Here is a 14,578-nt window from a genome sequence, read left to right on the forward strand (position 1 = left end):
GAATTATGGAATAAGCATGACGATCAGGTTAGTTCACGCGCAATGACGTGATGCACGATGCGGTAATCCCTGCTCTCCTCGCCAAACGGGGCAAGCGGCCATTCCCATGCGGCGGCAGGGGCAGGAAGCTCGATGCCATGCAGCAGGTCTTCGTGCTGGTGGAGCTTACCGTCCTTGCCGATGATGTCGAAGGAGGTGTCCGTTATCAGGCAGGCCTTGCAGGGCAGGCCAGCCAGCGCTTCCAGATGGGTGTGAATGAGCTTCGGCAGAAGATCGCCCGGGGCATTTGCGATCTTTTCCCGCTCCAGCCGGTGGCGTGCGCCGGTGCCGATCTGTGACAGGAGATTGGCCGATACCACGAGATCGAGATAGGGCACCCGCCGCAGGAAATCGAGCGGTTCGGCCGGCCGGCCGGCGAGAACACCGTCAAAACCGGAAAGATCGCGGTTGGCGATGCGGACATTCTTTTTGGCATTGAGGCGCAGCTTCGCCTGCACGCTGGCAAGATGCACCAGATCGACCAGCACGACCGTATCGAACATCGCCACCAGCGCATCATAGGGCACATCGCGCAACAGGCCCGAGCCCAGCACGACCGCCGTTCGCCGCAGCTTCAGCTTTCTGGCCGAGTGCAGCACGAATTGCCGGCTGTTGTTTTCATGCTCCGCCCAGGCTTTGGCGCAGCGGTTGGCGCGCGCCCAGAGGTTGACGGAATAGCGGATATGCGGCCGGAATTCTTTCGGCGTGACCGCGCGTGTGGCGGCATATTGCAGGGCTTCGAGGATCATGAATGCCTAACGGTAGATTTAACGGCGATGGCCGATTTCGACCACCAGCACGACGAGCTTGTGATCCTGTATATCGCAGATGATGCGGTAATCGCCCACCCGGTATCGCCAGAAATTTCCAAGCTCGGAGTCTTGCAGGGCGGCGCCGGTCTGGCGTGGATCATCCAGTGCCGCCAATCGTTCGTGCAGAAAACTCCGGATTCGCCGGCGCGTTTCCGGATTTATCTTGCGCATCTCTTTCTGGACAAGCGTGTGATATTCAATTGTCCAGATCACGCCAGAACTCCTCGGCGCTTACAACCTTCGATTCTCCACGCTGAATGCGCCGCGTCGCTTCCTCGGCGAGATGGAGATCTTCCATATCCTCGATATGTTTCTCGATCGCCTCGCGGATGTAATAGGCGGATGTGCGGCCGGTGCGCTCGGACAGCGCCTTCAGCCGCTCATAGGTCTCATCAGGCAAGCGGATGGCCGTCTGTTTGCTCATGGGTCGCGTCCTTCCCGATCCGAATTGGGATACATGTATCCCATATAGCCCGCTTGGCTGCGTGAGCCAGTAAAACCGGAGCCTTTGCGGCTTGCCGCACCGGGCTTCATCCTCTAATACACCGGCTTGATTTCAGGAAAATATCGGATCGGCCCCATGAGCGAAAAAGCAAAAAAGCCTCAGAAACTGAAAGCCCGCCTGCCGCGCGGCTTCGTGGATCGCTCGGTTGCCGATATTCATGCCACCAATGAGATGATCGAAAAGATCCGCAGGGTCTATGAGCTTTACGGCTTCGATCCGGTGGAAACCCCGCTGTTCGAATATACCGATGCGCTCGGCAAATTCCTGCCCGATAGCGACCGCCCGAACGAAGGCGTGTTTTCGCTGCAGGACGATGACGACCAATGGATGAGCCTGCGCTACGATCTGACCGCGCCGCTCGCCCGTCATGTTGCGGAAAATTTCAACGAAATCCAGCTGCCCTACCGCACCTATCGCGCCGGTTACGTGTTCCGCAATGAAAAGCCCGGCCCCGGCCGCTTCCGGCAGTTCATGCAGTTCGATGCCGATACGGTGGGGGCCGCCGGCGTGCAGGCCGATGCCGAAATGTGCATGATGATGGCCGATACGCTGGAAGCACTCGGAATTCAGCGCGGCGACTATGTCATTCGCGTCAACAACCGCAAGGTGCTCGATGGCGTCATGGAAGCCATCGGCCTCGGCGGCGAGGACAATGCCGGTCGTCGCCTCAACGTTCTGCGCGCCATCGACAAGCTCGACAAGTTCGGTCCCGAAGGTGTGAAGCTGCTGCTCGGCCCCGGCCGCAAGGATGAATCCGGCGACTTCACCAAGGGCGCCGGTCTTGGCGAGGAGCAGATCGAAAAGGTGCTGTTTTTCGTCAGCATCAAGGATTATGCGGCAAGCGCCGATGATCTGGCTAAACTGGTCGCGGGCACCTCGAAAGGCGAGGAAGGCGTTGAGGAACTGAACATCATCGGCGCTCTGGTCACCAGTGCCGGTTACGATGCAACGCGCATCAAGATCGACCCCTCGGTCGTTCGCGGCCTCGAATATTATACCGGCCCGGTCTATGAAGCCGAGCTGAGCTTCGACGTCACCAACGAAAAGGGCGAAAAGGTCGTGTTCGGTTCCGTCGGCGGCGGCGGGCGTTATGACGGCCTCGTTTCGCGCTTCATGGGCCAGCCGGTTCCGGCCACAGGCTTCTCCATCGGCGTTTCGCGCCTGATGACGGCGCTGAAGAACCTCGGCAAGCTCGGTCAGGTCAAGCCGCTTGCCCCCGTTCTGATCACGGTCATGGATGGCGATGTGGAAAGCATGGGCCGCTACCAGCGCTTCACGCAGGCACTGCGCGCCGAGGGCATCCGCGCTGAAATGTATCAGGGCAACTGGAAGAAATTTGGCAACCAGCTGAAATATGCCGACCGTCTCGGCTCCCCCATCGCCATCATCCAGGGCGGTGACGAGCGTGCCGAAGGTGTGGTGCAGATCAAGGATCTGATCGAAGGCAAGCGTCTGTCCGGCGAGATCGAGGACAATGCCAGCTGGCGCGAGGCGCGCGTGGCGCAGGTCAGCGTGCCGGAAGCTGAGCTGGTGGCGAAGGTTCGCGAGATTCTGGAGCATCAGGCAGAGGACGTTCGCCGCGCCACCGAAGGGCGTTAAGGCCATGGCGATCCTCGCGCTCGACCATGTTCAACTGGCGATGCCGGCGGGCCGTGAAGATGAGGCGCGCGCTTTTTATGGCGGCCTGCTCGGCTTTGCGGAGCAGGCCAAGCCCACCAATCTCGCCGCGCGCGGCGGGTGCTGGTTCAGCCGGGGTTCGATAAAACTGCATCTCGGCGTCGAGCAGGATTTCCGCCCGGCGAAGAAAGCCCATCCGGCCTTTCTGGTCGATGATATGGCAACCTTGCGAAAAACACTTGAAACAGCAGGCTGCCATGTGGTTGAGGATGAGCCGCTTGAAGGGTATCACCGGTTTTATGTCCATGATCCCTTCGGAAACCGCATCGAAATGATGCAGCCGCTCGAACCGTGACGAAAAGTACCGTTCCATGCCCCTGATCGACATGCCGGAATTTTCCGGAGAGCTACTGGAAGAATTCGCCGCGCGCCGCACGAGCCGCGTGAACACGCCTGTCATCCAGCCCGCCGAACCCTTTCTGGATATGGCCGGCGAGGATTTGCGCCGCCGTATCTTCATGACGGAGAGCGAAACGGGTGAGAGCCTGTGTCTGCGCCCCGAATTCACCATCCCGGTCTGCCTGCGCCATATCGAAACGGCGACCGGAACGCCGAAGCGTTATTCCTATCTCGGCGAAGTCTTCCGCCAGCGCCGCGAAGGTGCCAACGAGTTTTATCAGGCCGGCATCGAGGATCTCGGCGATACCGATATCGCCGCCGCCGATGCCCGTGCCGTCATTGACGCCACCGGCATTCTGCAGCGCCTGCTGCCGGGCCGGGCGCTTGCGGTCACGCTGGGTGACCAGCAGGTGTTCGAGGCGGTGGTTGCCGCCCTTGGCCTGCCGCTCGGCTGGCAGAAGCGGCTGGTGCAGGCCTTCGGCGATATGGCGCAGCTCGACGCGTTGCTGGAAAGCCTTGTGCATCCCAAGCCGATGACCGGCCTCGATGCCCGCGTCGCTGGCCTGCTGGCGACGGGCGACGAGGCGGTGCTGGTCGATTATCTCGATACGGTGATGCAGGAGACCGGCTATTCCACCAATGCCAGCCGTGCGCCGCAGGAAATCGCCCGCCGCCTGCGGGAAAAACTGGCGCTTGCCGCCACACGCCTGCCGGATGAAAGCTTTGCGCTGCTCAAGCAGTTCCTGGCCCTGAAGGCACCGCTGCCGAAGGCCTCGCAGGTTCTGGCCGATTTTGCCGCAAAGGCGAAGCTGAAACTGGATGGCGCGCTGTCCGCTTTCGATAAACGCGTCGCAGCTCTTGCCAATGCCGGCGTCGATCTCGAAACCGTCACCTATGGCGCGGCCTTCGGTCGTCCGCTCGATTATTATACCGGTCTCGTTTTCGAGGTGGTGGAAGCGGGCGACGACAGCGTGCTGGCCGGTGGCGGCCGTTTCGACCGGCTGCTGACCCTGCTCGGCGCACAGGAAAAAATCCCGGCCGTGGGCTTCTCGCTCTGGCTGGATCGCATCGAAACGGTGCGCGGGAGCGACAAGCCATGATCACCATCGCATTGCCCTCCAAGGGCCGGATGAAGGAAGACGCCTCCGCCGTTCTGGAACGCGCCGGGCTGAAGGTCGCGGCCGTCGGCAATGACCGCTCCTATCGCGGCCGCATCGAAGGGCGCGACGATATCGAGATCGCCTATCTCTCCGCCTCCGAGATCGCCCGCGAGATCGGCGCCGGCACCGTGGATTTCGGCGTGACGGGAGAGGACCTTGTGCGCGAGGGACTAACCAATGCCGATGCGCAGGTGGAGTTCTGCGCCCGCCTCGGTTTCGGCCATGCGGATGTCGTGGTCGCAGTGCCGGAAATCTGGCTGGATGTGGACAGCATGGCCGATCTCGGCGATGTCGCTTCGGAGTTCCGCGCCCGCCATGGCCGCAGGCTTGCCATCGCCACCAAATATTGGCGGCTGACGCAGCAGTTTTTTTCGCGCCAGCACGGCATTCAGCTTTATCGCATCGTCGAAAGCCTTGGCGCGACCGAAGGTGCACCGGCGGCGGGGCAGGCGGATATCATCGTCGATATCACCTCGACCGGCTCGACGCTGAAGGCCAACCACCTGAAAATTCTCTCTGACGGCATCATCGTCCGTTCGGAAGCCTGCTTTGTGCGTGCCCGCAAGCCGGAACACGAAGGCGATGCGGCGGTTCAGGAGATCGCCTCGCGTATCAGGGCTGCGGTCTGACGACGTAAAACAAAAAGCCGCCGGAGCGATCCGGCGGCTTTTTTATTGGTCGATCTGTTGTTTGGCTTATGCGTGGGCCACAGCCACGCCGCGCTTAGCGTCGACGGAGTAGGCGCCGGGGCCGAAGGCGGCAAGCAGGATGTAAGCGCCGGCAAGGGTGATGTTCTTCACCATCATGATGCCGTTCAGCGTGTTGATCCAGCCAAGAGCCGGTTCAGGCCAGCCGGGAACGGCAACGGTGCCGCTGTGGAACACCAGACCGGTGAAGACGCAGAAGACGGCAAGCGCCCAGGCGGCGATCCTGGTCTGGAAACCAGTGAGAATGGCAAGGCCGGCAACGAGTTCGAACAGACCTGCAATATAGGCAAGCGCGGTTGCGGCGGGCAGGCCGGCGCCCGTGATCATGCCGGCCGTACCGGCTGGATCGACGAGCTTGCTGAAGCCTGAAGAGATGAAGATGAAGGAAAGCAGAATGCGGGCGATGAGAACGAGAACGTTCTGGCTGCTGGACATGGAAATCTCCGGTAATTGATCGGCGTGTCGCCGGTTAAGCTGCAGGGCGATGTCGGGAGATATCAATGGCGGAAAATCACCCGTCCATAAAGATGAACAAGAGGAGACGATTTGTCGTCATTTTGTGAACGATGGCGAGCCTTCGGCAAGTTGTTCAGGCGGCGAAGCGAATATCTTCGAAACGCGGAAACAGGAAAAGCCCGGAAATCCGCCCCTGCCGATCGTCCTCAAAACCGGCGGATTCACCCATGCAGATAACGGGCTGGCGCATTGTCGGAAGGATGAAGAGGTTGGTGGAAAAGCAGAATCGTGAAGGCGCAGTGGAGGCCTGCTCGAAAAGTTCCAGCACGCGGGCATGGTCGCTGCGATCGTAGCAGCGGACAAGGCTGAGCAGACCGCACTCGCCGGGGGGCAGGCCGTGCATGAAGGAGGCCTGTTCGCCAAGCCTGATGACACCGCTTGAAAGATCGCTGCTCCACTCTTCCGAAATGAAGAAATTGGACAGGGTTCTGGGATCGGGCGTGGTCGTCACGGCCGCAGGCAGAGCATCGTTGCGTCTTGAGATTTCGAACAAATCGCGCCCCCGCATGAACATCGTACCAGCGACGCAATTTCAAGCGTCACTGCCAAGTTGAACTTCCACCGCCACCCGCAGTCGAAACTTTTAGCCAGGCATCGAACCCCTTCAATGCTTGCGTCCCGTCGCGGCACCCTTACGGGGGCTGACTTATAGTTTATTTTCTCTTACCCACAACAACCAGTCAGAGAGAAAATCAAAAATATTATGTATTCCTTCATCGCAATCGCGAAATATATGAAAAAAGACAACTATGTGTCGAATTTATAGGCCGGTGAGGTCGAAACTCGGCCTCATCTGCGATTGTGATTCGCCCTTAGCGGTGTCCTATTATTGCATGCACTTCCAAAAACAAGCCGGCTAAGGCTATTTGTGTCCCAAAAGGATACAATATTTTGGGGCCTATCGCACGGGTGGAGTATTTTGCTGCTCCGAAGACCGCCCTTTCTGAATTCCGGTGACAGGACTGATTAGAAGTCCATGCCGCCCGTCTGGCGTGCTTGCGACGTCGGACCACTCAAGAGGCATGGGCGGCAAAAGAAAAAGGGCGATCCGAAGACCGCCCTTTCTGAATTCCGGTGACAGGATTGATTGGAAGTCCATGCCGCCCGTCTGGCGCGCTTGCGACGCCAGACCGCCAAAAGAGCATGGGCGGCAAAGAAAAAGGGCGATCCGGAGACCGCCCTTTCGTATTCCAGAGACAGGACTGATTAGAAGTCCATGCCGCCCATGCCGCCGCCCGGCATTGCCGGCATTGCAGCTTCCTTCTTCGGAAGCTCGGCGATCATGGCTTCGGTGGTGATCAGCAGCGAAGCAACCGAAGCTGCGTTCTGCAGAGCCGTACGAACAACCTTGACCGGGTCGACGATGCCGAGCTGGATCAGGTCGCCATATTCGCCGGTCTGGGCGTTGTAGCCGTAGTTGTCTTCGTTCTTGTCGAGGATCTTGCCAACAACGATGGAAGCTTCGTCACCAGCGTTTTCTGCGATCTGGCGAACCAGAGCCTGCAGAGCCTTGCGAACGATGTTGATGCCAGCTTCCTGGTCGTCGTTTGCGCCCTTGGCGGTGATCTTCGTGGAGGAACGCAGCAGGGCAACGCCGCCGCCCGGTACGATGCCTTCCTGAACGGCAGCGCGCGTCGCGTTGAGAGCGTCGTCGATGCGGTCCTTCTTTTCCTTCACTTCAACTTCCGTCGAACCGCCAACGCGGATCACGGCAACGCCGCCAGCGAGCTTGGCAAGACGTTCCTGCAGCTTTTCGCGGTCGTAGTCAGAAGTGGTTTCCTCGATCTGCGCCTTGATCTGGGCAACGCGGCCTTCGATGTCCGACTTCTGGCCGGCACCGTCAACGATCGTGGTGTTTTCCTTGGAGATCGAAACCTTCTTCGACTTGCCGAGCATGTCGAGGGTAACGCTTTCGAGCTTGATGCCGAGGTCTTCGGAAATGACGGTACCACCGGTCAGGATGGCGATGTCTTCCAGCATGGCCTTGCGGCGGTCGCCGAAGCCAGGAGCCTTGACGGCAGCGATCTTGAGGCCGCCACGCAGCTTGTTGACGACGAGCGTTGCAAGAGCTTCGCCTTCGACGTCTTCAGCGATGATGACGAGCGGCTTGCCGGTCTGAACGACGGCTTCGAGAACCGGCAGCATGGCCTGGAGGTTCGAGAGCTTCTTTTCGTGCAGAAGGATGTAGGCGTCTTCGAGGTCCGCAACCATCTTTTCCGGGTTGGTCACGAAGTAGGGCGACAGGTAGCCGCGGTCGAACTGCATGCCTTCGACGACTTCGAGTTCGGTTTCAGCGGTCTTGGCTTCTTCAACGGTGATGACGCCTTCGTTGCCGACGCGCTGCATTGCTTCAGCAATGTCGAGACCGATCTGACGCTCGCCGTTTGCAGAGATCGTGCCGACCTGCGCAACTTCTTCAGACGTGTTGATCTTCTTGGCCTTGGCCTGAAGGTCCTTGACGACTTCAGCAACGGCCAGATCGATACCGCGCTTCAGGTCCATCGGGTTCATGCCGGCAGCAACTGCCTTGGAACCTTCGCGAACGATGGCCTGGGCCAGAACGGTCGCGGTGGTGGTGCCGTCACCGGCGATGTCGTTGGTCTTGGAGGCAACTTCGCGAACGAGCTGTGCGCCCATGTTCTCGAACTTGTCTTCCAGTTCGATTTCCTTAGCGACGGAAACGCCGTCCTTGGTGATGCGCGGAGCGCCGAAGGACTTGTCGATAACGACGTTACGACCCTTCGGGCCGAGGGTGACCTTTACTGCATCAGCAAGAACGTCGACGCCCTTGAGCATCTTTTCGCGTGCTGTGCGGCCGAATTTTACTTCTTTGGCTGCCATTTTCAAAACTCCTGGTTTCGAATGGCCGGATCGGGTCCGGCTTGGAATTTAAGGAAACGATGGGTCGACTGAAATCAGCCGATGATGCCCATGATGTCGGCTTCCTTCATGATCAGAAGGTCTTCGCCGTTGAGCTTGACTTCGGTGCCCGACCACTTGCCGAACAGAACGCGATCGCCAACCTTGACGTCGAGAGCGACGACCTTGCCGGCCTCGTCACGTGCGCCGGAACCGACGGCGACGATTTCGCCTTCCTGCGGCTTTTCCTTGGCGGTATCGGGAATGATGATGCCGCCCTTGGTCTTTTCTTCGGACTCAACGCGACGAACGACGACGCGATCGTGAAGCGGGCGGAAATTGGTGCTTGTCATTGTCTAATCCCTCGATCAAATGACTGCGCGAGCTTTTGGAACTCGCCTGATGGGTGTTAGCACTCTCCTTTATCGAGTGCCAGCGGAACCGAGATAAGGAGGGCTTCTGCCGGAGTCAAGAACGCCCTGTCTGAAAAATTTCATGGCTTATGGTTATCAGCGTTCCATGACAGAAATTTCCCATGCGCGGACGGGCGCCACGACGACATTCTTTTCGTGCGTTCCGGCCGCATCGCATCTAAGGGGCATTTGTGTTCATGCTGCGTCAGGCGGGCCAAAGACCGGTCTGGCGACGCTTTTTTCCTTGCCATCGGCGTCCCGCTTTGCGATGTCACGCTCACCCTCTTCTCGCATCCGGAAAGCATCTCATGGCCCATCGCATTCTCACTCTCGGCGAAATTACGGCTGGGTTCGACGTTATTCTTTCGGATGTCTGGGGCGTGCTGCACAATGGCGTCAGCGCCTTTCCGGATGCGGCGGTTGCGCTGCGGGAAGCGCGCAAGGCCGGCAAGACGGTGGTGCTCATCACAAATTCGCCGCGTCCCGCTCCCGGCGTCATCGCCCAGCTTCGCGTTCTCGGCGTGCCGGATGAAGCCTATGACCGCATCATTACCTCTGGTGACGTTACCCGCGGCCTGATCGCGGAAGGTCCGAAAAAAGTCTTCCTGCTCGGCCCGGAGCGGGATCTGCCGCTGCTGGACGGTCTCGATGTCGAGCGCGTCGGCGAGGCGGAAGCGCAGTCCGTGGTCTGCACCGGTTTCTTTGACGACGAGACGGAAACGCCTGAGGATTATACCGAAATGCTCAAGGGCTTCATTGCCCGCAACGTGCCGATGATCTGCGCCAATCCCGATCTGGTGGTAGAGCGCGGCGAGCGCATCATTCCCTGCGCCGGCGCTATGGCCGCTTACTACGAACAGCTCGGCGGCGAGGTCCGCATTGCCGGCAAGCCGCATGCGCCGATCTATGAAGCCTGCCTTGCGGCGGCCAAAGAAGTGCGCGGCGCTTTCGCCAAGGATCGCGTGCTTGCCATCGGCGACGGCATGCCGACGGATGTGAAGGGCGCGATTGCGAGCGGTCTCAACCTTCTTTATATCAGCGGCGGCATTCACGCCGCCGAATATACGCTGAACGGCCAGACGGACGAGGCGCTTCTCAACGCCTATCTCAAGGGGCAGGGTGCTGCTCCCGGCTGGTGGATGCCCCGTCTCGCCTGAGGACGTCTTGCCTAAGGAATAGCTGGCGCAGGAATGGATCGATTGCCATGACCGTCTTTCACCGCAATGAAAAAAAGGAGCCGCTGCCGGAAGCTCTTCGCGGCGGCGTCATCGCCATCGGCAATTTCGACGGCGTGCATCGCGGCCACCGGGCTGTGCTGGATCGTGCCCTGGAGCTGGCGGAAGCCCGCGGCGTTCCCGCGCTGGTGCTGACCTTCGAGCCGCATCCCCGTTCCGTCTTCCGTCCCGATACGCCGGTCTTTCGTCTCACGCCCGCGCCACTGAAGGCGCGCATCCTTGAGGCCATCGGTTTCCGCTCCGTCATCGAATATCCCTTCGACCGGGAATTTTCGCAGCGCTCGGCGGAGGAATTCGTCCAGTCCATTCTGGTCGATTGGCTCCACGCCAGCGCTGTCGTCACCGGCTTCGATTTCCATTTCGGCAAGGGCCGCGAAGGCGGCCCGGCATTTCTGATGGAGGCCGGCAAACGCCATGGCTTCGACGTAACGCTGGTGGATGCCTTCCGCGACGAGGGCGCGGATGTCGTCTCCTCCAGCCGGATTCGCTCGCTTCTGTGCGAAGGCGATGTGGCGGGCGCCGCAGGTCTGCTCGGTTATCGCTTCACGGTGGAAAGCGAAGTCATCGGCGGCCAGAAGCTCGGCCGCACGCTGGGTTATCCCACCGCCAACATGGCGCTGGCGCCGGAAACGGAACTGAGGGCGGGCATCTATGCCGTGCGGTTCCGCCGCCCGGACGGTTCGATCCGCGATGGCGTGGCAAGCTTCGGTTACCGCCCGACCGTTACCGAAAACGGTGCGGCGCTGCTCGAAACATTCGTCTTCGATTTTTCCGGCGATCTTTATGGCGAGGTCTGTTCGGTCTCCTTCTTCGGGCACCTGCGCGACGAGCTGAAATTCGACGGTCTCGATCTGCTCGTCGCCCAGATCAGGCGCGATGAAGAAGAGGCGAGGGCGATGTTATCGGGCGTGCGTCCGCTCAGCGAACTGGACGCCAGGATCGCGTTCTGACCGGGTAAGGCCGGTCAGCCCCTGTTCCGGCCGATATTGCCGTCGCTTTTCTCTTCCTTTTTGCCGGAAAACCGCATAAACAACCGGCCATGTCCCAATACCGGTTGATGTTCAAAACTCAGATTGGCCGAATTATTGGCCCGGCCTTCCGCCCGCTCTGACGAGCCGGAAGGTCCGGGATTTTGGCGCTTGTCATGACTTTGGTCATGGCGCTTTCCGTATTTGCCCTCTTTGAAATTGAGACGGCGCGACCGACACGGCGCGCAACAACGGTACGATTATGAGCGACACCGCAGAAAAACTGGATTACTCCGCCACCCTCTATCTGCCGCAGACGGATTTTCCGATGCGCGCCGGCCTGCCGCAGAAGGAACCGGAAACGGTGAAGCGCTGGCAGGAAATGGGCCTCTACAAACGCCTGCGCGCCTCCGCCGCGGGCCGCGAAAAATTCGTGCTGCACGATGGCCCGCCCTACGCCAACGGCAACATCCACATCGGCCACGCGCTGAACAAGATCCTGAAGGACGTCATCACCCGCTCGTTCCAGATGCGCGGTTACGACGCCAATTACGTTCCGGGCTGGGATTGCCACGGCCTGCCGATCGAATGGAAGATCGAGGAAGCCTATCGCGCCAGGGGCAAGAATAAGGACGAGGTTCCGGTCAACGAATTCCGCAAGGAATGCCGTGACTTCGCGGCTGGCTGGATCAAGGTTCAGTCAGAAGAGTTCAAACGCCTCGGCATCGAGGGCGACTTCGACAATCCCTACACCACGATGAACTTCCACGCCGAAGCCCGCATCGCCGGCGAACTCCTGAAGATCGCCCGCACCGGCCAGCTTTATCGTGGCTCGAAGCCCATCATGTGGTCGGTCGTCGAGCGCACCGCGCTGGCGGAAGCCGAAGTCGAATATGCCGATGTCGAGAGCGATATGATCTGGGTGAAGTTCCCGGTTGTGCAGGCATCTCCTGTTCTTTCCGGTGCTTCCGTCGTCATCTGGACGACCACGCCGTGGACCATCCCCGGCAACCGCGCCATCGCGTTCTCTTCGCGGGTCGAATATGGCCTCTACGAAGTGGAAGGCGCGCAGAACGATTTCGGTCCGCAGCCGGGTGAAAAGCTGATCTTCGCCAAGAAGCTCGCCGATGAGGCCGCAGCCAAGGCGAAGCTGACCTTCAAGCTCGTTCGCGACGTGAAAACCGAAGAACTGGCCGCCATCACCTGCGCCCATCCTTTGGCGTCGCTTGGCTACGATTTCCCGGTTCCGCTTCTCGAAGGCGATCACGTCACCGACGATGCCGGTACGGGTTTCGTGCACACTGCGCCGAGCCACGGCCGCGAGGACTTTGACGTCTGGACCGCGCATCAGCGTGAGCTGGAAGCGCGCGGCGTTTCGTCGGCCATCCCGTTCCCGGTCGGCGATGACGGTTTCTACACCGAAGACGCCCCCGGTTTCGGCCCGTCCGCCGAAGGCGGTGCTGCCCGCGTCATGGACGATAACGGCAAGAAGGGCGATGCCAATGACCGCGTCATCAAGGCGCTGATCGCGGAAAACAACCTGTTTGCCCGTGGCCGTCTGAAGCACAGCTATCCGCATAGCTGGCGCTCCAAGAAGCCGGTCATCTTCCGCAACACGCCGCAATGGTTCGTCTATATGGACAAGGAACTGGGCGACGGCACGACGCTGCGTTCGCGCTCGCTGAGCGCTATCGACGACACCCGCTTCGTTCCGGCCTCCGGCCAGAACCGCCTGCGCGCCATGATCGAAGGCCGGCCCGACTGGGTTCTGTCGCGCCAGCGCAGCTGGGGCGTGCCGATCGCCGTCTTCGCGGATGAGAAGGGTGAAGTCCTGATCGATGAGGCCGTCAACGCCCGCATCCTTGAGGCCTTCGAGGCCGAAGGTGCTGACGCCTGGTTCGCCGAAGGCGCCAAGGAACGCTTCCTCGGCAATGACCACGATCATGCCCGTTGGCAGCAGGTCATGGACATTCTCGACGTCTGGTTCGACAGCGGCTGCACCCACACCTTCACGCTGGAAGACCGCCCGGACATGAAGTGGCCGGCGGATGTCTATCTGGAAGGTTCCGACCAGCATCGCGGCTGGTTCCACTCGTCGCTGCTCGAAAGCTGCGCGACGCGCGGCCGTGCGCCCTATAACGCCGTTGTCACCCATGGTTTCACCATGGATGAGAAGGGCGAGAAGATGTCGAAGTCCAAGGGCAACGTGGTTTCTCCCCAGGAAGTCATGAAGGACGCCGGCGCGGATATCCTGCGCCTGTGGGTCATGACCACGGATTATTGGGAAGACCAGCGCCTCGGCAAGGCCATCATCCAGACCAATGTCGATGCCTATCGCAAGCTGCGCAACACCATCCGCTGGATGCTCGGCACGCTCGCCCATTACAAGGGCGAGGAGATCGCCTATGCCGATCTGCCGGAGCTGGAGAAGCTGGTGCTTCACCGCCTGTCCGAACTGGATGGCGTCGTGCGCGAAGGTTATGACGGCTTCGAGTTCAAGAAGATCGCCCGCGCGCTGGTGGATTTCGCCAATGTCGAGCTTTCGGCTTTCTATTTCGACATCCGCAAGGACACGCTTTATTGCGACGCGCCGTCGTCGCTGAAGCGCCGCGCCGCCCTCTCGGTCATTGCGAAGCTGTTCGATTGCCTTGTCTCATGGCTCGCGCCCATGCTGCCCTTCACCACCGAAGAGGCGTGGCTTTCGCGCTACCCGGATGCGGAATCGGTGCATCTCGTCCAGTTCCCGGAAATCCCGGCCGAGTGGAAGAACGATGCGCTGGAAGCGAAGTGGGAGAAGATCCGCAAGGTCCGCACGGTCGTCACCGGCGCGCTGGAAGTGGAACGCCGTGAAAAGCGCATCGGCTCTTCGCTGGAAGCTGCCCCTGTCGTCCACATTGCCGACGCCGATCTTCTGGCGGCGCTGAAGGGGCAGGATTTCGCCGAAATCTGCATCACCTCGGCCATTTCGGTGGTGGGCGATGAAGGCCCGGCCGATGGCTTCCGCCTGCCGGAAGTGGCAAAGGTCGTGGTCGAGCAGAAGCTGGCGGAAGGCGCAAAATGCGCCCGTTCCTGGCGCATCACCACCGATGTCGGTTCCGATCCGGCCTATCCGGAGGTTTCCGCCCGCGATGCGGCCGCGCTGCGAGAGCTTGCAGCCCTCGGATGATCCGAAGCTGCGCATCGTTCCTGTCGAAACCTGATTCCGGGTTTCGGGCCGATGTGCGATGAAAATGACCGGATGAATTGCGCTTTGCCTCTTCATCCGGTACACCTGCCTGAAAATGGCCGGATTTGCACGGCAATGCGGGCTGCCGCCTGCCGAAAGACGATGTCTGGCGAAGTGGGACG

14 protein-coding genes are annotated in these 14,578 nt (G+C 60.4%); 7 read left to right on the forward strand and 7 right to left on the reverse strand.

What is annotated here, in order from left to right:
- Positions 1–23: 23 nt before the first annotated feature.
- From L901_RS24025 to L901_RS24035, 3 genes are read right to left on the reverse strand one after another with little or no spacing between them, the layout of a single operon-like run.
- Positions 24–788, reverse strand: coding sequence for a hypothetical protein (locus tag L901_RS24025; protein WP_059760734.1), 765 nt, complete (start codon positions 786–788; stop codon positions 24–26).
- Positions 789–806: 18 nt separating this feature from the next.
- Positions 807–1,064, reverse strand: coding sequence for a type II toxin-antitoxin system RelE/ParE family toxin (locus tag L901_RS24030; RefSeq protein ID WP_059760736.1), 258 nt, complete (start codon positions 1,062–1,064; stop codon positions 807–809).
- Positions 1,048–1,275 carry a DUF6290 family protein gene (locus tag L901_RS24035; RefSeq protein WP_059760738.1) on the reverse strand — a complete coding sequence of 76 codons (228 nt, stop codon included), beginning with the start codon at positions 1,273–1,275 and terminating at the stop codon, positions 1,048–1,050. Before L901_RS24035 ends, L901_RS24030 begins: the two co-directional genes overlap by 17 nt.
- A gap of 156 nt (positions 1,276–1,431) precedes the next feature.
- On the opposite strand from L901_RS24035, the gene hisS reads away from it, so the two are divergent.
- The 4 genes from hisS to hisG are packed head-to-tail and all read left to right on the forward strand — an operon-like array spanning position 1,432 to position 5,161.
- Entirely contained in the window at positions 1,432–2,955 is a 1,524-nt protein-coding gene (gene hisS, locus L901_RS24040; protein ID WP_059760740.1) for a histidine--tRNA ligase, read from the forward strand.
- 4 nt (positions 2,956–2,959) lie between these two features.
- Entirely contained in the window at positions 2,960–3,328 is a 369-nt protein-coding gene (locus L901_RS24045) for a VOC family protein (protein WP_003494067.1), read from the forward strand.
- Between the two features lie 16 nt (positions 3,329–3,344).
- Entirely contained in the window at positions 3,345–4,472 is a 1,128-nt protein-coding gene (locus L901_RS24050) for an ATP phosphoribosyltransferase regulatory subunit (RefSeq protein WP_059760742.1), read from the forward strand.
- Entirely contained in the window at positions 4,469–5,161 is a 693-nt protein-coding gene (hisG, locus tag L901_RS24055; RefSeq protein WP_020812640.1) for an ATP phosphoribosyltransferase, read from the forward strand. The genes L901_RS24050 and hisG overlap by 4 nt, the downstream gene beginning before the upstream one ends.
- A 66-nt stretch (positions 5,162–5,227) precedes the next feature.
- On the opposite strand, the gene L901_RS24060 is transcribed toward hisG, so the two are convergent.
- The 4 genes from L901_RS24060 to groES form a co-directional block, all read right to left on the reverse strand.
- A complete protein-coding gene (locus L901_RS24060; RefSeq protein WP_059760744.1) occupies positions 5,228–5,674 on the reverse strand; it encodes a DoxX family protein in 447 nt (148 codons plus the stop codon).
- A 154-nt stretch (positions 5,675–5,828) separates the two neighbouring features.
- Positions 5,829–6,263, reverse strand: a complete 435-nt coding sequence (locus tag L901_RS24065) for a hypothetical protein (protein WP_035219017.1) — start codon at positions 6,261–6,263, stop codon at positions 5,829–5,831.
- A 698-nt stretch (positions 6,264–6,961) separates the two neighbouring features.
- The gene (gene groL, locus L901_RS24070; protein WP_059760746.1) at positions 6,962–8,596 is read right to left on the reverse strand and encodes a chaperonin GroEL; all 1,635 of its coding nucleotides are present in this window, start codon (positions 8,594–8,596) and stop codon (positions 6,962–6,964) included.
- Between the two features lie 74 nt (positions 8,597–8,670).
- Positions 8,671–8,967 carry a co-chaperone GroES gene (gene groES, locus L901_RS24075; protein WP_004440196.1) on the reverse strand — a complete coding sequence of 99 codons (297 nt, stop codon included), beginning with the start codon at positions 8,965–8,967 and terminating at the stop codon, positions 8,671–8,673.
- A gap of 368 nt (positions 8,968–9,335) precedes the next feature.
- Between groES and L901_RS24080 the strand changes: the two genes are divergently transcribed.
- The 3 genes from L901_RS24080 (at position 9,336) to ileS (ending at position 14,396) form a co-directional block, all read left to right on the forward strand.
- Positions 9,336–10,184, forward strand: a complete 849-nt coding sequence (locus L901_RS24080; protein ID WP_059760748.1) for a TIGR01459 family HAD-type hydrolase — start codon at positions 9,336–9,338, stop codon at positions 10,182–10,184.
- Positions 10,185–10,231: 47 nt separating this feature from the next.
- Positions 10,232–11,212, forward strand: coding sequence for a bifunctional riboflavin kinase/FAD synthetase (locus tag L901_RS24085; RefSeq protein ID WP_059760750.1), 981 nt, complete (start codon positions 10,232–10,234; stop codon positions 11,210–11,212).
- A 280-nt stretch (positions 11,213–11,492) separates the two neighbouring features.
- Positions 11,493–14,396, forward strand: a complete 2,904-nt coding sequence (gene ileS / locus L901_RS24090) for an isoleucine--tRNA ligase (protein ID WP_059760752.1) — start codon at positions 11,493–11,495, stop codon at positions 14,394–14,396.
- Positions 14,397–14,578: the final 182 nt, after the last annotated feature.

The organism is Agrobacterium sp. D14 (assembly GCF_001526505.1).
GTDB lineage: Bacteria > Pseudomonadota > Alphaproteobacteria > Rhizobiales > Rhizobiaceae > Agrobacterium > Agrobacterium leguminum.

What these genes read in the sequence shown, in the direction of transcription:
- L901_RS24025 (WP_059760734.1), bottom strand. Translation starts at nt 788, where the DNA reads ATGATCCTCGAAGCCCTGCAATATGCCGCCACACGCGCGGTCACGCCG.
- L901_RS24035 (WP_059760738.1), bottom strand. Translation starts at nt 1,275, where the DNA reads ATGAGCAAACAGACGGCCATCCGCTTGCCTGATGAGACCTATGAGCGG.
- hisS (WP_059760740.1), top strand. Translation starts at nt 1,432, where the DNA reads ATGAGCGAAAAAGCAAAAAAGCCTCAGAAACTGAAAGCCCGCCTGCCG.
- L901_RS24045 (WP_003494067.1), top strand. Translation starts at nt 2,960, where the DNA reads ATGGCGATCCTCGCGCTCGACCATGTTCAACTGGCGATGCCGGCGGGC.
- L901_RS24050 (WP_059760742.1), top strand. Translation starts at nt 3,345, where the DNA reads ATGCCCCTGATCGACATGCCGGAATTTTCCGGAGAGCTACTGGAAGAA.
- hisG (WP_020812640.1), top strand. Translation starts at nt 4,469, where the DNA reads ATGATCACCATCGCATTGCCCTCCAAGGGCCGGATGAAGGAAGACGCC.
- L901_RS24060 (WP_059760744.1), bottom strand. Translation starts at nt 5,674, where the DNA reads ATGTCCAGCAGCCAGAACGTTCTCGTTCTCATCGCCCGCATTCTGCTT.
- L901_RS24065 (WP_035219017.1), bottom strand. Translation starts at nt 6,263, where the DNA reads ATGCGGGGGCGCGATTTGTTCGAAATCTCAAGACGCAACGATGCTCTG.
- groL (WP_059760746.1), bottom strand. Translation starts at nt 8,596, where the DNA reads ATGGCAGCCAAAGAAGTAAAATTCGGCCGCACAGCACGCGAAAAGATG.
- groES (WP_004440196.1), bottom strand. Translation starts at nt 8,967, where the DNA reads ATGACAAGCACCAATTTCCGCCCGCTTCACGATCGCGTCGTCGTTCGT.
- L901_RS24080 (WP_059760748.1), top strand. Translation starts at nt 9,336, where the DNA reads ATGGCCCATCGCATTCTCACTCTCGGCGAAATTACGGCTGGGTTCGAC.
- L901_RS24085 (WP_059760750.1), top strand. Translation starts at nt 10,232, where the DNA reads ATGACCGTCTTTCACCGCAATGAAAAAAAGGAGCCGCTGCCGGAAGCT.
- ileS (WP_059760752.1), top strand. Translation starts at nt 11,493, where the DNA reads ATGAGCGACACCGCAGAAAAACTGGATTACTCCGCCACCCTCTATCTG.